General features: G+C 66.1%; 22 protein-coding genes. 18 read left to right on the top strand and 4 right to left on the bottom strand.

Annotated features, from left to right (window positions below; all coding sequences use genetic code 11):
• Nucleotides 1-103 precede the first annotated feature (103 nt).
• The 6 genes from VHB27_RS18285 (at nucleotide 104) to VHB27_RS18260 (ending at nucleotide 5,322) form a co-directional block, all read left to right on the top strand.
• Nucleotides 104-679: a hypothetical protein gene (locus VHB27_RS18285; RefSeq protein WP_325603159.1), complete on the top strand. Its 576-nt coding sequence runs from the start codon at nucleotides 104-106 to the stop codon at nucleotides 677-679.
• A 120-nt stretch (nucleotides 680-799) separates the two neighbouring features.
• Complete coding sequence (locus VHB27_RS18280; protein WP_325603157.1) at nucleotides 800-1,705, top strand: PhzF family phenazine biosynthesis protein; 906 nt, start codon at nucleotides 800-802, stop codon at nucleotides 1,703-1,705.
• A 331-nt stretch (nucleotides 1,706-2,036) separates the two neighbouring features.
• Complete coding sequence (locus VHB27_RS18275; protein WP_325603155.1) at nucleotides 2,037-2,879, top strand: PRC-barrel domain-containing protein; 843 nt, start codon at nucleotides 2,037-2,039, stop codon at nucleotides 2,877-2,879.
• A 23-nt stretch (nucleotides 2,880-2,902) separates the two neighbouring features.
• On the top strand, nucleotides 2,903-4,099 hold the full coding sequence (locus VHB27_RS18270; protein ID WP_325603153.1) for an MFS transporter: 1,197 nt from the start codon (nucleotides 2,903-2,905) through the stop codon (nucleotides 4,097-4,099).
• Between the two features lie 166 nt (nucleotides 4,100-4,265).
• Nucleotides 4,266-4,997, top strand: a complete 732-nt coding sequence (locus VHB27_RS18265) for a Crp/Fnr family transcriptional regulator (protein WP_325603151.1) — start codon at nucleotides 4,266-4,268, stop codon at nucleotides 4,995-4,997.
• A gap of 79 nt (nucleotides 4,998-5,076) precedes the next feature.
• Complete coding sequence (locus tag VHB27_RS18260; protein ID WP_325603149.1) at nucleotides 5,077-5,322, top strand: hypothetical protein; 246 nt, start codon at nucleotides 5,077-5,079, stop codon at nucleotides 5,320-5,322.
• A 49-nt stretch (nucleotides 5,323-5,371) separates the two neighbouring features.
• Here VHB27_RS18260 and VHB27_RS18255 read toward each other — a convergent pair whose 3' ends face one another.
• Entirely contained in the window at nucleotides 5,372-6,751 is a 1,380-nt protein-coding gene (locus VHB27_RS18255) for an MFS transporter (RefSeq protein WP_325603147.1), read from the bottom strand.
• Between the two features lie 233 nt (nucleotides 6,752-6,984).
• On the opposite strand from VHB27_RS18255, the gene VHB27_RS18250 reads away from it, so the two are divergent.
• The 8 genes from VHB27_RS18250 (at nucleotide 6,985) to VHB27_RS18215 (ending at nucleotide 13,884) form a co-directional block, all read left to right on the top strand.
• Nucleotides 6,985-7,215 (top strand): hypothetical protein, encoded by a 231-nt coding sequence (locus tag VHB27_RS18250; protein ID WP_325603145.1) that lies wholly within the window; start codon nucleotides 6,985-6,987, stop codon nucleotides 7,213-7,215.
• Nucleotides 7,216-7,222: 7 nt separating this feature from the next.
• Nucleotides 7,223-7,873 carry a cyclase family protein gene (locus tag VHB27_RS18245; protein ID WP_325603142.1) on the top strand — a complete coding sequence of 217 codons (651 nt, stop codon included), beginning with the start codon at nucleotides 7,223-7,225 and terminating at the stop codon, nucleotides 7,871-7,873.
• 218 nt (nucleotides 7,874-8,091) lie between these two features.
• Nucleotides 8,092-9,579: a DHA2 family efflux MFS transporter permease subunit gene (locus VHB27_RS18240; RefSeq protein WP_325603140.1), complete on the top strand. Its 1,488-nt coding sequence runs from the start codon at nucleotides 8,092-8,094 to the stop codon at nucleotides 9,577-9,579.
• A gap of 45 nt (nucleotides 9,580-9,624) precedes the next feature.
• Nucleotides 9,625-9,951, top strand: a complete 327-nt coding sequence (locus VHB27_RS18235; protein WP_325603138.1) for a DUF962 domain-containing protein — start codon at nucleotides 9,625-9,627, stop codon at nucleotides 9,949-9,951.
• Entirely contained in the window at nucleotides 9,948-11,984 is a 2,037-nt protein-coding gene (locus VHB27_RS18230; protein WP_325603136.1) for an FUSC family protein, read from the top strand. Before VHB27_RS18235 ends, VHB27_RS18230 begins: the two co-directional genes overlap by 4 nt.
• Nucleotides 11,981-12,190: a DUF1656 domain-containing protein gene (locus VHB27_RS18225; RefSeq protein WP_325603134.1), complete on the top strand. Its 210-nt coding sequence runs from the start codon at nucleotides 11,981-11,983 to the stop codon at nucleotides 12,188-12,190. The genes VHB27_RS18230 and VHB27_RS18225 overlap by 4 nt, the downstream gene beginning before the upstream one ends.
• Entirely contained in the window at nucleotides 12,190-13,104 is a 915-nt protein-coding gene (locus VHB27_RS18220; protein ID WP_325603131.1) for an HlyD family secretion protein, read from the top strand. The genes VHB27_RS18225 and VHB27_RS18220 overlap by 1 nt, the downstream gene beginning before the upstream one ends.
• Before the next feature lie 123 nt (nucleotides 13,105-13,227).
• The gene (locus VHB27_RS18215; protein ID WP_325603129.1) at nucleotides 13,228-13,884 is read left to right on the top strand and encodes a DUF1345 domain-containing protein; all 657 of its coding nucleotides are present in this window, start codon (nucleotides 13,228-13,230) and stop codon (nucleotides 13,882-13,884) included.
• Nucleotides 13,885-13,903: 19 nt separating this feature from the next.
• On the opposite strand, the gene VHB27_RS18210 is transcribed toward VHB27_RS18215, so the two are convergent.
• Nucleotides 13,904-16,087: an ATP-binding protein gene (locus VHB27_RS18210; RefSeq protein WP_325603127.1), complete on the bottom strand. Its 2,184-nt coding sequence runs from the start codon at nucleotides 16,085-16,087 to the stop codon at nucleotides 13,904-13,906.
• A 502-nt stretch (nucleotides 16,088-16,589) separates the two neighbouring features.
• Between VHB27_RS18210 and VHB27_RS18205 the strand changes: the two genes are divergently transcribed.
• Entirely contained in the window at nucleotides 16,590-17,444 is an 855-nt protein-coding gene (locus VHB27_RS18205) for a hypothetical protein (protein ID WP_325603125.1), read from the top strand.
• A 64-nt stretch (nucleotides 17,445-17,508) separates the two neighbouring features.
• On the opposite strand, the gene VHB27_RS18200 is transcribed toward VHB27_RS18205, so the two are convergent.
• Entirely contained in the window at nucleotides 17,509-18,336 is an 828-nt protein-coding gene (locus VHB27_RS18200; RefSeq protein ID WP_325603122.1) for a mechanosensitive ion channel family protein, read from the bottom strand.
• 100 nt (nucleotides 18,337-18,436) lie between these two features.
• Nucleotides 18,437-19,258, bottom strand: coding sequence for an HpcH/HpaI aldolase family protein (locus tag VHB27_RS18195; RefSeq protein WP_325603120.1), 822 nt, complete (start codon nucleotides 19,256-19,258; stop codon nucleotides 18,437-18,439).
• A 219-nt stretch (nucleotides 19,259-19,477) separates the two neighbouring features.
• Here VHB27_RS18195 and VHB27_RS18190 point away from each other — a divergent pair, with 219 nt between their 5' ends.
• The 3 genes from VHB27_RS18190 to VHB27_RS18180 all read left to right on the top strand — a co-directional run bounded on the left by VHB27_RS18190 (nucleotide 19,478) and on the right by VHB27_RS18180 (nucleotide 20,584).
• The gene (locus VHB27_RS18190; protein ID WP_325603118.1) at nucleotides 19,478-19,870 is read left to right on the top strand and encodes a hypothetical protein; all 393 of its coding nucleotides are present in this window, start codon (nucleotides 19,478-19,480) and stop codon (nucleotides 19,868-19,870) included.
• A gap of 120 nt (nucleotides 19,871-19,990) precedes the next feature.
• The gene (locus tag VHB27_RS18185) at nucleotides 19,991-20,173 is read left to right on the top strand and encodes a hypothetical protein (protein ID WP_325603116.1); all 183 of its coding nucleotides are present in this window, start codon (nucleotides 19,991-19,993) and stop codon (nucleotides 20,171-20,173) included.
• A gap of 240 nt (nucleotides 20,174-20,413) precedes the next feature.
• Complete coding sequence (locus VHB27_RS18180) at nucleotides 20,414-20,584, top strand: hypothetical protein (protein WP_325603114.1); 171 nt, start codon at nucleotides 20,414-20,416, stop codon at nucleotides 20,582-20,584.
• The last annotated feature ends 219 nt before the right edge of the window (nucleotides 20,585-20,803 follow it).

The following is a 20,803-nucleotide window of genomic DNA, read 5'->3' as shown; positions in this document are numbered from 1 at the left end:
AGGGGCGCAGGAAAGGGACTTGCAGGGCAGTGGTTGTTTTTTCACAAACCAAACGGTCGGGACATGCGTTAAAGTGGCGGCGTTGCACGGGAGGGTAGGCGAGATGGGTCCGGTCAGCATGGAACGCAGCGGCGCCGGCCGGGCGATCTGGATGGCGTTGATCGTGGTGGCGGGCGCAGGGTTGAGCCTGTTCTACGCCTGCGCGACGCCGTTCGCCGCACTGGCGACCCTGGCGGCGCTGAAGACCGACCGGCGCGACACCGCGCTGGTCGTGGGCCTCGTCTGGCTGGCGAACCAGGTCATCGGATACGGGTTCCTGCATTATCCGCACGACCTTGTTTCCATCGTCTGGGGTCTGGCGATCGGCGTGGCAGCGGGGACGGCCCTGTTGGCGGCGATCGCGCTGGCGCCGCGCCGGCCGGGGCCGTTCGGTGTCAGCCTGCCCTTCGTCGGGGCGTTCACGGCGTACGAGTTCGTGCTCTACCTGGCCAGCTTCGCCCTGCCGACCGAGGACGGGGCCTTTGCGCTTTCCGTCGTGAAGCAGATTTTCGTCGTCAACGCGGTCGTGCTGGTGGCGTTGGTCCTGCTGCATTGGCTGGCGACCGCGGTCGGGCTGCTGACGACGCATCATCCCGACGACGATCAAAACCATCTCGGCTCCGCCCTGCCGGCCCGCTGATCCCTCCTGCCTACCACTTGGCTGACCGGACAACTCACGACCGCTTCCCTCCTGACGCGATCAGGTCCAAAACGGCGCCGCGCCGCTCGCCGGGACGCGGGTCGGACAGGAGGTTTTGATATGCCAAGCTATGATTTCGTCACCGTCGACGTCTTCACCAAGGCACGCTTCGGCGGCAATCCGCTCGCTGTGTTCCCCAACGCCGCCGGGCTGAGCGATGAGCAGATGCAGGCCATCGCCATGGAGTTCAACCTTTCCGAGACGACCTTCGTCCTGCCGCCCACCAATCCGCGCAACCACGCCCGCGTGCGCATCTTCACCACAAGGACCGAGTTGCCCTTCGCCGGCCATCCGAATGTCGGCACCGGCTATGTGTTGGCGACCCAGGACCCCAACCCGCCGGAGCACTACACGTTCGAGGAGATCGCCGGCCCCGTGCGCGTGCACGTGCAGCGTGATGCCATGGGAGCGATCGAGGGCTCGCGCGTTTCGGCGCCGCATTCGCTGAACATCGATGTCGCCGCCCCCACCGCGGTCGTCGCCGCCTGCGCCAGCCTGACGGAGAGTGATATCGTCACGACCTCGCACGATCCGCTGGTCGCTTCGGTCGGCACCCCGTTCGTCATCGCCGAGGTGGTTTCGCCGCAGGTGCTGGCCAGCGCCCGTCCGGACCTGACGGCTTTTCGTCACCACGCACACGCCCATCCCGAGCTGGGGGACCTAAAGCTGCTGCTCTATACTCGCAGGGGAGAGACGCTGACGCATCTGCGCACGCGGATGTTCGCGCCTTTGACCGGCGTGTTGGAGGACCCAGCGACCGGCAGTGCCAACGCCGCGCTGGCGGCACTGCTGGTGTCGCTGGCGCCGGGGGACAACGTGGACCTCCATTTCGAGATCGAGCAAGGCATCGAAATGGGCCGTCCCAGCCTGATTATCGCCTCTGGGCGGAAGACGGCCGAGGGTCCGGTGGAGGCCAGCGTCGCCGGGACCTGCGTGCCGGTGATGCGGGGAACGCTGACGATCTGACGCTCGCTTCGCAGCGGGTCGATCCGCCAACGTCGTGAGCGTAGAGGGCTGCGTCGCTCTCCTAGCGGGATCGGCGTCGACACACTGTCGCTGGCGAGCGAACCGGTCCTGGCTTCGCGGCGTTCAGCCGTATCATGACCCGAAGGTGTTTCCCGTCCGCTCGGCATTGCTCTAAAGCCCGGCAATCGGGTTTTGGCGAGGATTGCGGATGCGACATGCTGGCATGGCGACCCGGGTCGCCCTGGCGATCGGCTCCATGGCGATCGGTCCCTTGGCGATCGGTCCCTGGGCGATCGGCCTATGTCTCGGTTTGGGATGGCCAGGCGCCTTGATGGCCGCCGAGGTCAAGCCCTCGGTTCAGCAGGTGTCTCCGGACGCGGCGGAACCGATCCTCGGGCGTAACGTCATCGACCCCTCCGGGAAATCCATTGGGCGCCTGGTGGATGTACTGGTGGATGCGCTCGGCAAGCCCGAGGCCGCCGTGATCGACTTCGGCGGCTTCATGGGGGTCGGGAACCGCAAGGTGGCGGTACAGTGGAGTGCCCTCCGCTTCAATCCCGGCGACAGCAGCCACGGCATCCTGCTGGAAATGACCCCGGACGCCATCAAAGCAGCACCCGAATATCGGAGCCCGAGCAAGCCGGCGCCGGTGGTGACGTCATCAACGCCCGAGGAAGAGACGCCAGCGAAGGCAGAACCGGCTGCCACCCCTCCCGTGCCGGTATCGCCAACCAACGGTCCGGCGCCGTTGGTCAACAGTCCGGCGCCGCCCGGCAACAATGCACCACCGCCTGTCGGCAGTTCGCTGCCGCCCGGCAACAATGCGGCGCCGCCTGTCGGCAGTTCGCTGCTGCCCGGCAACAATGCGACGCCGCCTGCCAGCAACTCGGCGTCACCCGGTAACAATGGAATGCCACTTTCCGCCAGTCCGACACCGCCCGCCACCAAGTCGGCGCCGTCGGCCGGTAGTCCGACATCGTCCACCGCCGGTCCGACACCGCCGGCGAGCGGTTCGGCTCCGCCGGCCGGGGGATCTTCCGGGACGTCAGCCGGGCCGTACCCGCCTAACCCTCCGGCCGGCGCCCCATCGGCTCCACCGTCGGTCGCGACACCTCCCGCCTCCGGCGCGACGCCGCCAGCCGGCGCGGGCGCCCAAGGGGGGACCGGTCGATAGATGGGGTCAGCGTGTCAATGACGTTGGCAGGACGGCTCCGGTCGGACCGCCGAGCGCACCGGGCCCTCGATCTGGTCAATTTCTTTCTCGCCGATGCGCAGACCGGCTTTGGGCCGTTCGTGTCGGTCTACCTGACCACGCATCGTTGGACCCAGGTCGATATCGGCTTCATCCTGACACTGGGGACGATCACCTCCCTCGTCAGCCAGTTGCCTGCCGGCGCGCTGGTCGACGCCGCGCGCAACAAGCGCCTGGTGGCGAGCTGGGCCTTGGGCGGGATCATCATTGCCGCCCTGTTGCTGGCGGTGCTTCCGACGCAGTTCCCGGTGATGGTCGCGCAGATCCTGCACGGGCTGGCCAGTTGCGTGATCACCCCGGCGATCGCGGCGATCAGCCTCCGCATGGCCGGCCATGCCGGACTGGGCGAGCGGCTGGGACGGAATGCGCGGTTCGCCTCGATCGGCAACGGCGTTGCGGCGGCGGTGATGGGCGCAGGCGGGGCGTATCTGTCGCCCCGGTTCGTGTTTTTCCTGACCGCGGCGCTGTGCGTTCCGGCGCTGGCCGCGCTGTGGGCAATCGGACCTGGCGAGCACGCCCGCATGCAGACCACCAGTCGGGTGCTGGACTGGGCGGGGTTGAAGCGGCTGCTGATGGATCGCCGGCTGTTGGTGTTTTGGGTATGCGTGATGCTGTTCCACCTGTCCAACGCGGCGATGTTGCCGTTGGCAGGATCGGCGGTGACCATGCGTGCCGGCGATTTCGCGACGGTGATCATCGCCGCCTGCATCGTCGGTCCCCAGGCGGTGGTGGCCCTGATGTCGCCCTGGGTCGGCCGGGTAGCGGGGGCGACCGGACGAAGGCGGATCCTGCTGTTGGGATGGGCGGCGCTGCCGGTGCGGGGGCTGATGCTGGCGGTGCTGCCCGGCGCCTGGCCGCTGGTGGTGGCGCAGGCGGTCAGCGGCATCAGCGCGGCGGCGTTTGGCGTCGCGCTGCCGCTTCTGGCCTCGGACCTGACGGTTGGGAGCTCCCATTTCAACCTGTGCATGGGAATCCTGGCGCTGGGCATGTTCGTCGGGGCAGGCATCAGCACCACGGTGGCGGGGGAGGTCGCGGACACGGCCGGCGTTCCGGCGGCATTCCTGCTGCTGGCGGCGATCGGCCTGGTGGGGTTCCTGGTGGTCTGGAAGCTGATGCCGGAAACGCGACCCGAAGAGCAGTGATCCCTCGCGGCCCGGTCCCCATGCCGTGATCGCTGGCATCGCCCCCAAATAGAAAGCCGCAAAGTCAGCGCGTTGCCAAATTGAATCGCGGCTTTTTGTCAGCGATCCCAATCGCGATCGCGTGTTTTCGTTGCCACCCGTCACCGTCAGGGCCGTTTCCCGGCGCATGATAAAGCACCAGACTGAAAATGACCTGCTCGCCGCCCTTTCCGACGCCGAGTGGGGCCATGTCCGTCCTGCCCTGGAGCCGGTCACGCTTCGCCAAGGCGAGGTGGTGGCGCACGCCGAGGAGACGCTGCATCACGTCTACTTCCCGACCGCGGGCGTCGTCTCCAACATCGCCTCGTTCGAGAACGGTGAGACCGTTGAGGTCGCCCAGGTCGGCACCGACGGTCTGGTCGATGTCGGGGCGGTGCTGGGCGGCCGCAACGCGATCGGGCGTCATGTCGTGCAGATCGCCGGGTCGGCCCTGCGGATGGAGGCCAAGGCGTTCCGCCGGTGGCAGGAACGGACACCGCGAGTTCATGGCATCCTGTCGCGCTATGCGCGGGCCTTCATGACTCAAACCCTTCAGATATCGGCCTGTAATGCGCTGCATTCCGTGGATCAGCGGGTCGCCCGCTGGCTGCTGATGAGCGACGATATCAGCGGCCGAGCGCCGATCGCCCTGACCCAGCAATCGGTCGGCGACATGCTGGGCACCAGCCGTGCCGCCGTCAGCGCCGTCGCTCGGAAGTTCCAGCGGGCCGGGCTGATCCGCTACAGCCGGGGCATGATCACGATCCTGGATCGGGACGCCCTGATGCGAGCGTCGTGCGAATGCTATCAGGCGATCCGCGCCAGGCATGCCGGCGGTTCCGTCCCGCGCGGTCCGGCTGAACACGGGGATAGGAATTAAATTCCTCTATGTCAAAAACTCTACATACGAGCCTTTGCTCCCGTTCTAAAAACGGCGGTCGCCAACTGGTGAGAGGCTCATGGCTAACGGAGGGGGGCCGGACGACGGGTCGGAGCGAAAACCGCCCGCCGAAAATGGCTACATTGGATATCGATGCTATTTCATCGTCGAAGGGCATATCAGGAGACGGATCGAACTACAGGCGAGCGACGACAGCGAGGCGATCCGCCAGTCGCGGGCGCAGCTCGACCAGTCGCCCTATCAGATGGCCGAGGTCTGGTGCCTGAACCGGAAGATCGACGTGATCGGCCGATCGGGCGACTGACGCCGGGGACGACACTCTCGCGCCTATGCGCCGCGCGAGAATATGACCGTCAGACGGAAATCTGCTCCAGCACCGCGCGCGACTGGCGGATTCCCCCGTAACGGATCAGCAGGGCCGGCAGCAACGATCCGGGGACGACGATCCAAAGGACCCATCCCAGATGGTTCGGTCCCAGTGTATACAATGGCCCCAGCAGGGTGACGCCGGCCCAGGCCCCCAGATGCCCGAGCCCGTCCGTCCAGGCGAACGCCATCGACCGTATGCGCGTCGGGTATGCCACGGCGGTGTAGTTGTATAGATTGAAAAGAAACAACCCCGTACCGATACGGCTGACGATATAGGCCGCGCCGATCACCCATAGGTTGGGCACGAGCCACGCCACCACCCAGGCCGCCGCGAACAAGAGGCCCATGGCGAACAGCACGTCCCGCCGCTCCACCTGTTCGCCAAGCCTGGCATTGACCAGGAAGCCGACAAAGAGGGCGGCGTAGGCGATCGCGATGGTCAGGAACACGAAATGCGCGCCGCCACCGTGATCGACCATGAACACCGCGGCGAACGCGCCGACGCCGTAGATCAACCCGGCATAGGCCAGCAGCCAGACTGCGATCAGCAGCCATGTCCGCCCCCGATACGCCGGATTGACAAACAGCTCGGTCCACGATCCGCCCTCGGCGCCGATGACCCTGTCCAGCAGCAGTTTCGGCGGCGGCAGCGGCGCCCCCGATGCGGCGGCGCAGCGTTTTTCGTACCGTCCCATGATCCTCTCGGCTTCCGCGTGCCGTCCATGCGCCTCCAGCCAGCGGGGCGATTCAGGCAGGTACCGCCACAGCAGCGGCAGCAGGACCACCATCTCGACCAGTGCGCTGACCCAGAGGAACAGCCGCCATTGTCCCGGGATCCAGGCGAAGGCCAGCAGGTTCACGCCGACCGCTACCAGCGCCGTCACGCCTTGTGACGTCAGCAGGACGCGGTTCCGGACCTCGGGCGAGGTCATCTCCGACAGATAGACCGAATGGGTGGCGACGATGCCGCCGACGCCCAGCGTGCTGAGCACCGACAGCACGACCATGCCGGCGAAATTGGTGACGTAGGCGAACGGCCAGATGCAGATGCCGCCCAAGAACGTCGCCAGCAGGATCGCCGGTCGCCGTCCATAGCGGTCGGCCACCCAGCTCATGATGTAGACGCCCAGCAGGATTCCCAATCCCACCTGCAGCGCCTGGATCACCGCATATTGCAGGACGTCGATGACATGGGCCGGCCGCCAGACGAAGGGATACAGCCTGGCGCCGATGCCGTCCGTGTCGAAGATGATGAATCCCCAGGTGGTTTCGACGAGAATCGCCAGTTGCCATTGCACGCGCGTCAATGGCAGCCGGTCGATGCGGGCCGCCATTACCCCGTCGTAGCTGATGCGCTCCGTCATCGGCGCCTTCCTCCCTGCCTTCGCCCGCTCTTGCCGGCGGGCTGGTTCTTGAGCGCGATGACCGGGGGCGGGATCGCCGCAGATCCGAATCGCGCGATCAAACAGAAACATAAAGCATAATGAGTGAGGGAAAGCGGCGTCATCATGCTCTAGGCGTGAAACGTTACGACCGTCGGCGCGAAAGCGACAGAGGAAAGGTGGACAGTCGTCGAACCGGCGCCCAAACTATCGGCATGCGCATCCTTGCGATTCTTGCCATTCTGGCCTGCGGAGCCTTGTCGGCCTGTGCCAGCGACCCACGCGCGCTGGGCATCACCGGCCCGGGCATCCACACGGTCCCGCCGCCGGAGACCGACCCCGGCAACGCCATCCTGTCCGGCGCGCCGGCGACGGGGGCGTCCGCGGGTTCGGCCTCGTACGGGCAAGTACGGGGCGAGACCGGCTTCTGGGGCTACAACCAGTAGTCCCGCGATGGATTTCGCCAAAGCCATCGATGTGACGCTGCCGCTTCGCCCCGCGATGCCGCTGTATCCCGGTGATCAGCCACCCCGCCTGTGGCGGCGGGTATCGAGGGTCGATGGCGACGTGCTGACCAATTCGGAACTGACGATCGGTTGCCATGTCGGGACCCATGTCGACGCGCCGGCGCATTTCCTGGCGAAGGCGGCGACGGTCGACAAGCTGCCGCGCAAGCACTTCTTCGGCCATGCCTGGGTCGCCGACCTGGTCCGGGTCCAGCACGTCACCGAGGCGGATATCCGAACCGCGAGGATCCCGCGGGACCAACATATCATCCTGAAGACCCGCAATACGTTCCTGTGGGCGGAACACCGCACCTTCACCCCGGACTATTGCCATGTGAGCGTCGAGGCGGTGGCGCGCCTGCTGGAGTTGAAGCCGCTGTCGATCGGGATTGATTATTACAGCCTCGATCCGGTATCGGAATCCGCGTTTCCGGCGCATCGCCTGGTGGCGGAGGCCGGGCTTCCGGTCTTCGTCTGCCTGGACCTGCGCAGGGTAACGGCCGCCGCCCCGTATCAGTTCGCCGCGTTCGGCCTGCCGTTGGCGGGGGCCGAGGCGGTACAGGTCCGTGCGTTCCTGGCGCGACCCATTCCCACATGACGACCGCGCCAGCATGACCGCCGAACGGATGTGACTGCCGAGAGCCTATGGCTGCCGGACCTGGGGCCTTCCCGGCGCCCCCTTTTCCCCGTGGCCAACCGTAGTCGGGCCTGCGTCCGTGCGCGGGGCTTGTGTCCGTGGCGTGACGATCTCGCCGCATCCCAGCCCCCTGGTATCCGCCGGCCGCAGTGGCATGCACAATGCCTGACGGACAGACCATGCCGCTCAGTGATCGCCCCAGCACTCCCGCACCGAACCCGTCCCCCGACGCGGGCCAGGAGTTCGCCGTCGTCCGCAATCCCAAGCTCCGGCTGCTGATCCCCCTGATCGTCGCCTTCGCCTTCCTGATGGAGCAGCTCGACTCCACGATCGTCACCACCGCCATCCCCGACATGGCGCTCAGCCTGCATCAGCCGCCGCTGCTGATGAACCTGACGATCACCGCCTATATCCTGAGCCTTGCGGTCTTCATCCCGGTCAGCGGCTGGATCTCCGACCGGTATGGCGCGCGGCGCGTGTTCGCCGCGGCGCTGTTGATCTTCACCGTCGCTTCGGCGTTCTGCGGCATGGCGACCTCGCTGCCCGAGCTGATAGCGACCCGGGTGGTGCAGGGGTTCGGGGGCGCGATGATGACGCCGGTCGGCCGGCTGATCCTGCTGCGCGCCTTCCCGCGCACGGAACTGGTCACCGCCATGACCTATATGAGCCTGCCCGCCATCGTCGGACCGACGTTGGGCCCCATCCTGGGTGGCGTGCTGACGACATATGCCAATTGGCGCTGGATCTTCTACGTCAACGTCCCGATCGGCCTGATCGGGATCAGCCTGGCGCTTCGCTATGTCGAGGACATCAAGGTCCCCGCTTCCCCCAGCTTCGACGTCATCGGGTTCGTGCTGTGCGGCGCCGGGCTGGCATTGCTGCAATTCACGCTGGAGAACGTGGGCCACCCGCTGGTCGCCCGCATCGTCACGATCCTGGTCGGCGTGGCGGCGGGCGGTCTGCTGGCGGGGTATTGGGTCTATGCCCAAGGGCGGCAGGAGCGGCGACAGGAACCGGCGCTCGACTTGTCACTGATGGCGGTCCGGACGTTCCGCGTCAGCACGCTGGCGGGCGGGATCAGCCGCACGGGCGTTAACGCCGTGCCGTTCATGCTGCCGCTGCTGTTCCAGATCGGCTTCGGCCTCAGCCCCGTCCGGTCCGGCGCGCTGACCTTCATCGTCAGCCTGGGGTCGCTGGCGATCCGGCCGATCTCGGCCTGGCTTCTGCGGACCTGTGGCTTTCGCGCCCTGCTGATCGGCAACGGCATGGTCTGCGCGGTCGTCATCGCGGCCTTCGCGCTGACGACCGCGGACACGCCGCAATGGCTGGTCTTCCTGCATGTCATGCTGCTGGGCATCGTGCGCAGCATCCAGTTCATCACGACGAATACGCTGACCTATGTCGATGTCACCCCGGCGAAACTCAGCCGCGCGACCAGCCTGGGCGGCGTGATCCAGCAACTCACGGTCTCATTCGGGGTCTCGATCGCGGCGGCGCTGCTTGGCCTGATTGCCGGGCCGGGCCAGTTGCCCAGCGTGGCGGATTTCCACCTGGCGTTCCTGCTGATCGCGCTGTTGACGCTCAGCGCCACCCCGGGGTTCCTGTGGCTCGGCGCCGCCGACGGGCAGCATGTCAGCCATCACCGTGTGCGGGCGCCGGTGGTCTGACGGCCGCCGATCGGGCATCCTGACGTCGCATGTGGGACGGATTCCATGACCTACGGCGAGTTCTGGCGATACTACCTGCGCGCCCATAGCCGCCCCGGCACGCGTGCGCTGCACTACGCGGGCAGTCTCTGCGCGCTTTGCCTGTTGGCCATGGCGGTGGCGTGGGACTGGCGCTTCCTGCCGGCAGCGGTCGTCGTCGGGTATGGCTTTGCCTGGGTCGGCCATGTCGCGATCGAGCGGAACCGTCCGGCAACGTTCGGCCATCCGCTGTGGTCGCTGTTCAGCGATTTCCGCATGCTCGCGCTGTGGGCCGCCGGCGGGCTGGGCGCGCACCTGCATCGCGCCGGGTCGGGGGCCGAGCCGGCGCCGTGACGACATGGTTGGACCGCTTCAACGAACGGTACGTCGCGCTGCTGAAAGCGGCGGCGCCGATGCTGCTGTTCGGCGTCCGGCTCTGGGCCGCGGTCTGTCTTGCCCTTTACGTCTCCTTCTGGCTGCAGTTGCAGAACCCATATTGGGCCGGCACCAGCGCGGCGATCGTATGCCAGCCGGTCCTCGGCGCTTCCTTGCGCAAGGGCTGGTTCCGGATGATCGGCACCGTCCTGGGCGCGATCTTCAGCGTGATCCTGACGGCGGCGTTTCCGCAGAACCGGGTGGCGTTCCTGGTGCTGCTTGTGGCGTGGGGGGCGGCGTGCGGGTTCACCGCCAGCCTGTTGCGCAACTTCGCGGCATATGCGGCGGCGCTCGCCGGCTATACGGCGGTGATCATCTGCGTGGACGTGCTAGGATCGGTCGCGATCGCCAGCCCTGGCGACGTTTTCATCCTGGCGGTGACGCGCGCGACGGAGATCTGCGTCGGCATCGTCTGTGCCGGCGTGGTCCTGGCCGGAACGGATGTCGGCCATGCGCGGGGGCGATTCGCGCAGCGGCTGGCGGCACTCGCGACCGAAGTGACCCAGGGCCTGACGACGGCGCTGTCGCAACCCAGGACGGCGCAAGCCGAGTCGCGGTCGGTCCGCCGCACCATGATCCGTCGGGTGGCGGAATTGGATACGATCATCGACCAGGTGCTGGGGGAAAGTCCGACGCTGCGGTTCCGGCCGCGCGCGTTGCAGGCGGCGATGGACGGGTTGTTCCAGGTTATCTCGGGCTGGCGCGCGGTCGCGACCCATATCGAGCGCCAGCCGGGAGCGGCCGAAATCGCGACCGGCGCCATACTGCCCCGGATCCCGCATGTGCTGCGCGCGGCATCGGCAGATGCGGTCCCGGACTGGATCATGGAGGCCGCTTCAGTCCGCCAGCAAGGGATCGCAGCGGCGCGCGCGCTGGTGGCGCGGCCGGCCGAGACGCCATCGGGGCGCTTGCTCGCCGACCACACCGCCGACGCGTTGCTGGGCCTCGCACGGGTCCTGCAGGGGATCGCCGTCCTGGAGGATCCCTCCCGCGCCGTGCCGGGCCACGATTTCGCGGCGTTGCGGGTGCCGGATGTGCTGCCGGCGCTGGTGAACATGGCGCGGGTGGCCGTGACGATGGGGGCGGCCACGCTGCTGTGGGTCGTGACGGCGTGGCCGTCGGGCGGTTCGGCGCTGGTGTTCGCGGCGGTGACCGCCATCCTGTTCTCCCCGCAGCAGGAAGCCGCCTTCGCCGGCGCTCGGGGATTCATGGTCGGCACTACAATCTCTGCGGTCTTCGCGGGCATCATCGCGTTCCTCGTCCTGCCGCATGCGACGACATTTCCGTTGTTCTGCCTGGCTAGCGCGCTTGTACTGGTTCCGGGGGGCGCGTTGTCGAGCGGGTCCTGGAACACGCCCGTCTTCATCGCCCTGACGGCTAACTTCATCCCGTTGTTGGGGCCGACCAACCCGATGGTCTTCGACCTGGGCGCCTACCTCAACTCCACGTTCGGGTTGCTGAGTGGGGTGGCGTTGGCCCTGCTGGGGATCCGCCTGGTGCGGCCCGTACCACCGGCCGAACGGGCGCTGCGACTGGCGGCGTTGACGTTGCGCGACCTGCGGCGATTGGCGATGCGGCCACTGAACCGGCCGGTGACGGCGTGGCAGAACCATGTCTATGGTCGCCTGGCGCCGATGCCGGAGCATGGGGCGTTGGTGCAGGGCGCACGCCTGATGGCCGCGCTGTCGGTCGGCACCGAGGTCATCCGGCTGAGCCGCGCCGCCTCGCGGCTTGACTGCGTTCCGGCGGTCGAGGCGATCGCCGCGGATATCGCCCGCGGACGCGTCCTTGCCGCAGTCGAGGCGCTGGAGCGCCTGGACCAGGCATTGGTGGAACGGGCGGCGGAGGCAAGGATGGCCAGGACCATAATGGCCGCACGCGCCAATATCGCAGCGATGCGGGAGGCGCTGCTTCAGCATGGCGACTATTTCGAGGGCGAGGTCCGTGCATGAGGTTTTCCGAATTTGACCTGTTCGGCGTCTATGTCGCACCCATCGCACCCATGATGCTGGTGGCGTGGCTGGCGCTGCTGCCCTTGCGGCGCCTTGCTCTCCGGCTAGGGGTGTTGCACACCGTCTGGCATCCCAACCTGTTCGTGTTCGCGCTATATGCGATCCTGTTGTCCGCGATCGTGCTGCTGACCGGGGTGATCGGCTGATGTCCGGGCGGATGCCTTCGACGGGCAGGACGCGCCGCCCCGCGCCCGTGCGGCTGCGGGCGGTGCCGATCTTCCTGACCCTGCTGACGCTGATCGTCGCAGGCGGTCTGGCCTGGGCGGCGTGGCGGGCCTATGTTGGCACGGCCTGGACGCGCGACGGGACCGTGCGGGCCTATGTCGTTTCGATCGCCCCCGAAGTATCCGGCCGCATCACGCAGGTGCCGGTGCAGGACAACCAGCTTGTGCGCAAGGGTGACATCCTGTTCACCGTCGATCCGACCGACTATGCGATCGCGCTCGACCAGGCGCAGGCCGCCGTGCTGCAGGCGCGTGCCAATGCCGACAATGCCCGGGCTCAGGCAGAGCGTCGGGCGAAACTGAACACGCTGGAGACTTCGCAGGAGGAGGCGGAGACTTATGAATCCAATGCCCGCGCGCAGGAAGCCGCCTATCAACAGGCCGTGGCGAACCTGGCGAAGGCGCGGGTGAACCTGGAGCGGACGACGATCCGTTCCCCGGTCAATGGTTACGTCACCAACCTGTTGCTGCAGGAGGGCGACTATGCAACGCCGGGACAACCCGCCATCTCGCTGGTGAACGCGGACTCGTTCTGGGTGGATGGATATTTCGAGGAAACCCAGCTTGAGCGGATCAAGGTGGGTGATCCGGCGACGATCAAGCTGATGGGGTTCAGCCAGATGCTGCCCGGTCATGTCGCGGGCATCGCGCGCGGGATCGTCTCGGCGAACGCGACGCCGGGGCAGGGCGGGCTGGCGAACGTCAACCCGGTGTTCACCTGGGTCCGACTCGCACAACGCGTGCCGGTTCGGATCGAAATCGATAAGATACCGCCTGGGCTGGAATTAGTTGCGGGTGAAACGGCCAGCATCCAGATCACGCCGTCGCCGCGCTGAAAAAGGCCCTCATCGCCGAGAGGCCAATGGCCATCCATGCCGATGGGCCGAGTGTGAATTGAAGGTTCGGCCCGGAGATGGAAGTCTCTCAACCCTTGGATAACCGATGGGGAGGAGACAGTGTTGGTCTGGCGTGCCCTGCGCAGCCGCCCGCGTCTGGTAGGAGGCGTCGTGGCGGGGGGTCTTGCATGGCTGCTGCTGCCGTCCGGAACCGCGCCGGCGACGCGCGCGCTGCTGGCCTGGGACATCGGGGTCCTGATCTATCTCTGTTTAGCGGCCCATCTGTTCGCGACCGAACCGCCCGAACGGATGCCGGCGGCGGCAGAGGCGCAGGAGGAAGGGGAGTGGACGATCTTCGGCTTGACCCTCGCGGTCATCGTCGTCAGCTTCGTCGCCGTCGGCACGGAGTTCACGCGGATCAAGTCGGAGCCGCCGGGCGTCCGAGCGCTTTACCTCGGACTGGTGGCGGCGACCTTGTTCCTGTCGTGGCTGATGACGCACGTCACCTTTGCGTTTCGTTACGCCCATGAATACTACAGCAACGACCTGGGCGGACCGGACGCTGATGGCGGCCTGGATTTTCCAGGCGAGAAACTGCCCGACTACCTGGACTTCCTATACTTCTCGCTGGTGCTGGGAATGACGTTCCAGGTCTCCGACGTGCAGATCACCAGCCGCAAGCTGCGCCGGGTCGCCACCGTCCACGGGGTGTTGAGCTTCCTGTTCAACACCGTGATCGTCGCGCTGACGGTCAACTTGGTTGCCGGGCTGGTGGTGTGAGGGGCCGCGGCGGCGGGCGCTACGTGGAACGATCCAGCACGTCGCGGACCTTGGCTGCGAGGTCCTCGACCGTGAAGGGCTTGGTGATGAGCTGTACCCCCTTGTCCAGCCGGCCATGATGGATGATGGCATTGCGCGCATACCCGGTCGTGAACAGGATTTTGAGTCCCGGCTTCATCTGCAGCGCCTGGGCCGCCAGCATCGCTCCGGTCATGCCGGTCGGCAGCACGACGTCCGTGAACAGCAGGTCGACGCGCGGCTGGCGCTCCAGCAGGCGCAGCGCCGAGGGTCCGTCATGGGCCTCGATGACCCGATAACCCAGTTCGCGCAATGTCTCGACCGAATGGATCCGGACGTCGTCGTCATCCTCCACCACCAGGATCGTTTCTTCCGACGTACCTTCGGGCACCAGGGTCTCGCCTTCGGCATCTGCCGTGGCGGCGGCGCCCGGAAGCCGTGGCAGGTAGATCTTGACGGTGGTTCCGTCGCCGATCTCGGAATAGATCTTCACATGTCCGCCGGACTGCTTGACGAAGCCGTAGACCTGGCTCAGGCCAAGCCCGGTGCCCTTGCCCACCGGCTTGGTGGTGAAGAACGGATCGAAGGCTTGGGACATCGTCTCCTGATCCATGCCGGAGCCGGTGTCCGACACCGAAACGACGACGTATTGCCCGGCGGTGACCTCGGCATGGGCGGCGGCGTAGGCTTCGTCGATATGCGCGTTGGCGGTTTCAATGGTCAGCTTGCCGCCGTCAGCCATCGCGTCCCGAGCGTTGACGGCAAGGTTGATGATCGCGGACTCAAGCTCCGTCGGATCGGCTTCCACACGCCATAGGCCGGCGCCGCGCACCGTTTCGACCGAAATGGTCTCGCCCAGCGTCCGATGCAGCAGTTCCGACATGCCGCTGACCAGCAGGTTCACGTCGATCGGCTTCGGGTCCAGCGGCTGGCGTCGGGAGAACGCGAGCAGCCGCTGCGTCAGCGACGCGGCGCGTCGAGCGCCGTTCATCGCGTGGTCGGCGGCGCGGCGCAGGCGGCCGAATTCCGGCGGCAGGTTCCGCTGCAGCGTTTCCAGATTGCCCAGGATGACCTGCAGGAGGTTGTTGAAATCGTGCGCCACGCCGCCGGTCAATTGGCCGACGGCTTCCATTTTCTGCGACTGCCGCAACACCTCTTCGCGCTGGCGAAGCTGGTCGGTCCGCTCGATCACCTGCTGTTCGAGGTTGGCGTTAAGGTTGCGCAGCGCCTCCTCGACCCGCGTGCGCACCAGGATCTCGTTCTGGGCGGCCTGGCTCAGCCGAGCGTTGTCGATTGCGACCGCTGCCTCGGCAGCCAATGCCGCCAGTCCGCGTTCGGATCGATCCGTGAACATGCCGGGCTCGTCGTGTCCGAGAAACAACCCGCCAAGGACCTTGCCGCTGCGTGATACCACGGGGACCGCCAGATAGCTGCGAACCGGCAGGGTACTCTCCGGCGTGTCCTCGACGGGTGCATTCCGGCCATAGCGCGGGTCTTTCGTGATATCGTCCGATCGCACGATCCCCCTGCCGCCCGACGTCGGGCCGAAGACGGCGGTGTTCCGCGGCATCGGGAACTGGGAGAACGCTTCGATCGACGCACCCGATAGGGCGTGGAGCGTGTAGGTTTCACCGGTCGGGTCGGTCGTATCGTAGAAGAAGGCGCCGAACGCGGCCTGCGTCAGTTCGACGCCGGCGTCGGTGACGATCTGGACCAGCCTTTGCGGGTCGTTCTCCGCCGACAGCGCCGAGACCGCTCGGTTCAGCACTTCCAACGCGCGGCGTTCTTCTCGTGCCGTCTCATCAGCCTGCCGCGCGGCGGTACGGTCGCGGAGGATCTTGGTGAAGCCGACGGCCGTTCCGCGATCATCACGGATCGGCGTCATCTCGCCAATTGCCCAGAAGCGGCTGCCGTCTTTCCGCAGCCGCCATCCCTCGTCGCCGCCGCCGCGCCCGTGCGCAAGCGCGTCGGCGATTTCCTGGGCGAGTCTGCGGCGGTCCCTGTCCTCCTGGGTGAACAGCCGCTCCAGGGTCTCCCCCAGCATCTCGGCCTCGCTCCAGCCCAGGATGCGGCGGGCGCCTTCGTTCCAGCTTGTCACCCGGCCGGCGGGATCGGTGCTGATGATCGCGGTGTCGATGGCGCTGTTGACGATCTGGGACCACTCTGAAGCCGTGATCAGGGACACTGTGTTCTCGCGTGAACGCTGGCTTCCGCTCATGAGACTGGCCCGTCCGGAGGATGACTGGTGACGCACGTCTGAGCGCCATCCGTTCCATTAAGCCCTCCGTCCCGTTGCGCAAATGGCCATGGCGCGCCGGGGCGCCGGTCTCCAAGAAATCTGATCCGCGGTCTGGCCGCCGGCAGGGGCCGGCTGCGATCCGCATTCTGAACAAAAGCCGTTTCAGGGCAGGTGTCCGGATCGTTGTGACAATCACTCGTTGCTGATCGGTCCGATCCGAAACGCAAGGCCGCGCAACGGATTACAGCTTCATTGCAAATGAAACCCAGAAGAAGGCGCCGCAAAAAGCTGATGGAACGGAACGATCTCCAAACGGCGGCCGGTCTGGGGGATCAACGATAGGAGGACACCCCATGGGCCGGTTCATTCTACTGTGGCTGCTGGGCATTCCGATCCCGGTCATCATTCTCCTGGCCTTGATCTGGCATTGACCGGGGAGGGCCATATCATGGCGGTTTCATCATCCGTTGTCGATCGGGACGTGGTCCAGCCGGCGAGCGGCGCCGAGTCGTCCGTATCGGCTGTCAGTTGGGCAGCGGTCCTGGCGGGGACGGCCGTTACCCTGGCCATCGCGTTCGTGTTGACCGCGCTGGCCTTCGGCCTGGGTCTGACGGGCGTTTCGGCGTGGCCCCAGGTCGGGGCGACGGCACGGACCTTCACGATTGCCACCGGCATCGGCTTGATCGTCGTACAGTGGCTGTCCTGCGCATTCGGCGGCTTCGTCACGGGGCGGCTCCGGACCAAGTGGGCCGGGCTTCATACGCATGAGGTGTTCTTCCGCGATACCGCCCACGGCCTGCTGACCTGGGCGATGGCGACGCTGATCGGCGCGGCGCTGCTGTCGGCCGCCATGTTCTCGGTGGCCGGCGGGGCCGCGCGCGGTACTGCCTCGGTCGCCGAGGAGGGCGTGCATGCGGCGGCGAACGGCGTGTCCCATTACACCATCGGCACGCTGTTCCGCTCCGACCAGGCCGCGTCGATCAGCACGCAGGACGCGATCGCGCAGGCCAGCACGATCCTGGCGAACGGACTGCGGACCGGCGACGTGCCGCAGGGCGACCGAACCTATCTCGCCCAACTCGTGGCCGCGAAGACAGGGATGGGACAGCAGGATGCCCAGAAGCGGGTGGACGATGCGATAGAGGCCGCCAAGACCGCGCAAACCAAGGCGCGCGAGGCCGCCGAAGCCGCCCGTAAGGCCACCGCGACGTTCACCATCTTCATCGCGCTGTCGCTGGTCATCGGGGCGTTCGTGGCCAGCGCGGCGGCGGCTTACGGCGGGAATGTCCGCGATGAATACTGACGGCGCTGGCCAGCGCGAAGACGAGCGGCCGGGCCGAAGCGCAGCCGCCCGTCTTCGCGTGGGATCAGGCGTCCGCTTCCTGCTTCGCGGATGCCGTCGGCGAAGCCTTGAACGCATCATGCACGGCCTGAATGATGTCGCTCCGGCCCGCAACGGCGGTGCTGTCGTCCGCGGGGACGAAGGTGACCACGAACTCCAGCGCGTTGGTCGTGGCGTTGCGGTCCAGCAGCACGGTCGCGGGCGGGTCCTTCCGCACCGTCGGAAGGGACCGCGCGACCGTCTCGATCCTTGCGCGTGCAGGGGCGGGATCCTGACCGGGCAGTTGGAACCGGGCCTCCGCGGTGGCCGGCGGGCGGGGATAGACGCTGAAATTCCGCAGCGGCTGGCCCCACACGCTGCCGTTGGGGATGATGACCTGCACGGCGTCGATGGTCACGATCTCGGTCCAGAACAGCGACAGCTCCTTCACCGTGCCGTCGACACCGCTGACCTGGACGTGGTGGCCGATGCGGAACGGACGGAAGATCAGCAGCATCACCCCGGCAGCGAGATGGGACAGCGTACCCTGTAACGCCAGGCCGATCGCGAGACCGGCCGCGCCGAGGACAGCGACCAGGCTGGTGGTTTGGATGCCGAACTGCGACAGCACCGCGAGCACGACGATCGTAAGCACGAAATAGCGGACGATGTTGCCGAAGAACGTCTTCAGCATCGCGTCCAGATGGGCCGTGCGGTTGAGGGAGTTGATGACCAGCGATTGCGCCCGTCCGGCAATCCAGAACCCGATGATCAGGATAAGGAGCGCCGCCAGGACATGGAGGGCGTTGGTGATGACCAGCGGCATGGCCGCGCGGACGTCCACCAGCCAGTGTTGGGGATCTTGACCAAACATGCTGGCTCTAACTTGATCCCGCCGTCTCGGTTCCGGCGGGAACCAGCTTAATGTCGGGCAGCCCCTTCGCCTGGCCATCCTCCCCGAAGGGAGACTTTTCTCACGGCGTCGGAACGCCGATGGACTTGAGCCTCGCATTCGCCCGGCTGGCACGGGCCTTCAGCCCATCGAGGTACGTGCTTACCTCGTTCCCCGGCAGGTTCAGAACCTTGCATCCAAGACGCCAGTATTCCTCGATCTGCGCCTCGGTTTCCGCTGATCCCCGAGCGAGCTTCCCATGTGCGTTGCATGCTGCTGCGATCCGTCGCACGGCCGCTTTGAAGGTCGGATGCTCGAGGTCCAGGTGAACGCCGAGCTGCGCGCTCAGGTCCGAATGCCCATAGGCGATCATGTCGATCCCGTCGACCGCCGCGATCTCCTCCACGTTTTCCAGACCCTCGAGCGACTCAATCGACGGGCAGATGATGACGTTCTCGTTTGCCCATGGCGCATACTCGGTCGCGTGACGAGCGCCGTGGCTCCTGTATCCCGTATGCGGCCCCTGGCCGGAAATGCCGCGGTTCCCGATCGGCGGGTATTTTGCCAGGCGGACGATGGCGCGCGCCTCCTGCGCGGTGTCCACCTCGGACACCTGAATACCCATGATGCCCTGATCCAGGATGCAGGGGATCAGATGTGAGAATGACTTGTGAATGCGGACGATGGCCGTGACGTTCGTGGCCTGGAACCAACTCGCCAGGTCGGCGATCGTCTCCATGTCGAACGCCCCGTGTTCGTGGTCGATCGCGCAGTAATCAAAGCCGGCCGCCTCGATGATCCAGGGGACACCTCGCGAGGCAAACTCCTTGAGCGCGGTGCCCAACGCCGCTCGGCCTTCGCGCACGGCCCGCCGGATGCTGTTTTCTTTCATGACGGGTTCCAAGCTCCCCCCAGGTATTATGCTTTCATGATAGGGCCTGCGGCGCCTGGCGCAATGCGATCGCCCCGCCGCACAGCCGGCCGATGGAACAACGCTTCCGTGCCGGCGAATTTGGAACGCACCGGCTCGAGGGGACGCTCCGCTATCTTGAAAAGCCGTCTCGGTTTTCCCAAAATCTGGCTGTAATCGGAAATCAGATGCAGTTCGGGATCGGAGGGCAAGATGCCAGCCAGGATCGTTCTCGTTCATGATGACAGCGCGTTTCGGGCGGCCGCCGCCGACGCACTGACTCGATTCACGTCGGATATCAGGCAGTACACGGACGCGCTTGACGCGATGGCCGCCTTGGACGAAGCGCGCAAGATCGAGCTTTTGATCACCAAAATCGAGTTCGATCGCGAGCGGTCCAACGGCGCCGCGCTCGTGCAGATGGCCAGGTCGCGTAAGCGCGGGGTTTCCGCCATCCTGATCGGACATCCGAAACTGCATCCTCTTGTGCAGGACTTGGGCCGCTGCCTGCCGGCCGAAGTTGACATTGCTCAACTCGTCGCCATCAGCGACGAGGAGTTGCAGCGTGCACATGGCAGTGAGGACGCAGCCTCAAGCGCCGCTTAGAGTTGCACCGCATGAGTTGAGTGAAGACCGCCGCAATATGATGCGCATCCGTTCTTCACCCCCACGATAAATGCAGAATGCAGAACAGGATCATGTGTGCTCACGGAAAGGTCCGGCGCCGTGGATGACAATCCTGACGCATTGCGGGCAATGGCCGAACGGTACGACCGGATGGCTAGGACTATCAAGGACCAGCGCGCGCTGAAGGCGCTCAAGGAGCTGGCGCAGGAATATCGGGACCGGGCGGACGCCATTTCGAGAGGGACGCCGAGGATCTCAACAAAGCAGGAGGATGGCGATTGACGAGGCTGCCGACGCGAAGATCCATATCTCCTTCAACCGTTCGCCCGTCCCTGGCCACGGTTCGCCGCTGAGGCTTGCTTGGTCCGCAGCGACATCGGCGCCGCGGTGTCACGAATGGGGGTCACGCCTGTCATTCAGGATGAGGATGACCATGTGATAGGGCCGCCCTGGTTTAAGCGCGCTGGAAGCGTGAGGGGTAATCACCCATGAAAGCCAAAGACAGTGCCACACACAGCCCTTATGGACCATCGCCAGCAGCGGGCAATCGACGCGATTGATCGCGCCGCGGTGGATTTTCTTATTGCGATCAAGGCGCATGCACCCGACACTGAGATGGTCCGTCAGGCGGAACACGCTTTGGGGGCACTTACCGACTCGGTGAAGACCGCGATCGTGAACGACCACGCCTGAAGGGCAGAGCAACGGGCCGCCGCCTGACCGTGCGGGGTAAGGCGTGCAGGGGCCGCGCATTGATCGTCAATGCCACCTCGATGATCTGGTCCTACGCATATCGGCCGCGTGGCATTGAGCCGAAAACAGGCAAACGGCGGCCCGACCCAGAAAATCCGCCAAATGCTGGACGCCAGCGATGCAGGAGATGATGCCCGCGCCCGGTTCGGGGCATTATCT

Origin of the sequence: Rhodopila sp., from assembly GCF_035548235.1 — a bacterium.
GTDB lineage: Bacteria > Pseudomonadota > Alphaproteobacteria > Acetobacterales > Acetobacteraceae > Rhodopila.
The sequence above is the reverse complement of the archived record's forward strand: the minus strand, read 5'-3'. Positions and strand labels throughout refer to the sequence as shown.

What these genes read in the sequence shown, in the direction of transcription:
- VHB27_RS18220 (WP_325603131.1), top strand. Translation starts at nt 12,190, where the DNA reads ATGTCCGGGCGGATGCCTTCGACGGGCAGGACGCGCCGCCCCGCGCCC.
- VHB27_RS18190 (WP_325603118.1), top strand. Translation starts at nt 19,478, where the DNA reads ATGCCAGCCAGGATCGTTCTCGTTCATGATGACAGCGCGTTTCGGGCG.
- VHB27_RS18205 (WP_325603125.1), top strand. Translation starts at nt 16,590, where the DNA reads ATGGCGGTTTCATCATCCGTTGTCGATCGGGACGTGGTCCAGCCGGCG.
- VHB27_RS18245 (WP_325603142.1), top strand. Translation starts at nt 7,223, where the DNA reads ATGGATTTCGCCAAAGCCATCGATGTGACGCTGCCGCTTCGCCCCGCG.
- VHB27_RS18225 (WP_325603134.1), top strand. Translation starts at nt 11,981, where the DNA reads ATGAGGTTTTCCGAATTTGACCTGTTCGGCGTCTATGTCGCACCCATC.
- VHB27_RS18240 (WP_325603140.1), top strand. Translation starts at nt 8,092, where the DNA reads ATGCCGCTCAGTGATCGCCCCAGCACTCCCGCACCGAACCCGTCCCCC.
- VHB27_RS18275 (WP_325603155.1), top strand. Translation starts at nt 2,037, where the DNA reads ATGGCCGCCGAGGTCAAGCCCTCGGTTCAGCAGGTGTCTCCGGACGCG.
- VHB27_RS18285 (WP_325603159.1), top strand. Translation starts at nt 104, where the DNA reads ATGGGTCCGGTCAGCATGGAACGCAGCGGCGCCGGCCGGGCGATCTGG.
- VHB27_RS18180 (WP_325603114.1), top strand. Translation starts at nt 20,414, where the DNA reads ATGGACCATCGCCAGCAGCGGGCAATCGACGCGATTGATCGCGCCGCG.
- VHB27_RS18280 (WP_325603157.1), top strand. Translation starts at nt 800, where the DNA reads ATGCCAAGCTATGATTTCGTCACCGTCGACGTCTTCACCAAGGCACGC.
- VHB27_RS18250 (WP_325603145.1), top strand. Translation starts at nt 6,985, where the DNA reads ATGCGCATCCTTGCGATTCTTGCCATTCTGGCCTGCGGAGCCTTGTCG.
- VHB27_RS18255 (WP_325603147.1), bottom strand. Translation starts at nt 6,751, where the DNA reads ATGACGGAGCGCATCAGCTACGACGGGGTAATGGCGGCCCGCATCGAC.
- VHB27_RS18265 (WP_325603151.1), top strand. Translation starts at nt 4,266, where the DNA reads ATGATAAAGCACCAGACTGAAAATGACCTGCTCGCCGCCCTTTCCGAC.
- VHB27_RS18235 (WP_325603138.1), top strand. Translation starts at nt 9,625, where the DNA reads ATGACCTACGGCGAGTTCTGGCGATACTACCTGCGCGCCCATAGCCGC.
- VHB27_RS18260 (WP_325603149.1), top strand. Translation starts at nt 5,077, where the DNA reads ATGGCTAACGGAGGGGGGCCGGACGACGGGTCGGAGCGAAAACCGCCC.
- VHB27_RS18200 (WP_325603122.1), bottom strand. Translation starts at nt 18,336, where the DNA reads ATGTTTGGTCAAGATCCCCAACACTGGCTGGTGGACGTCCGCGCGGCC.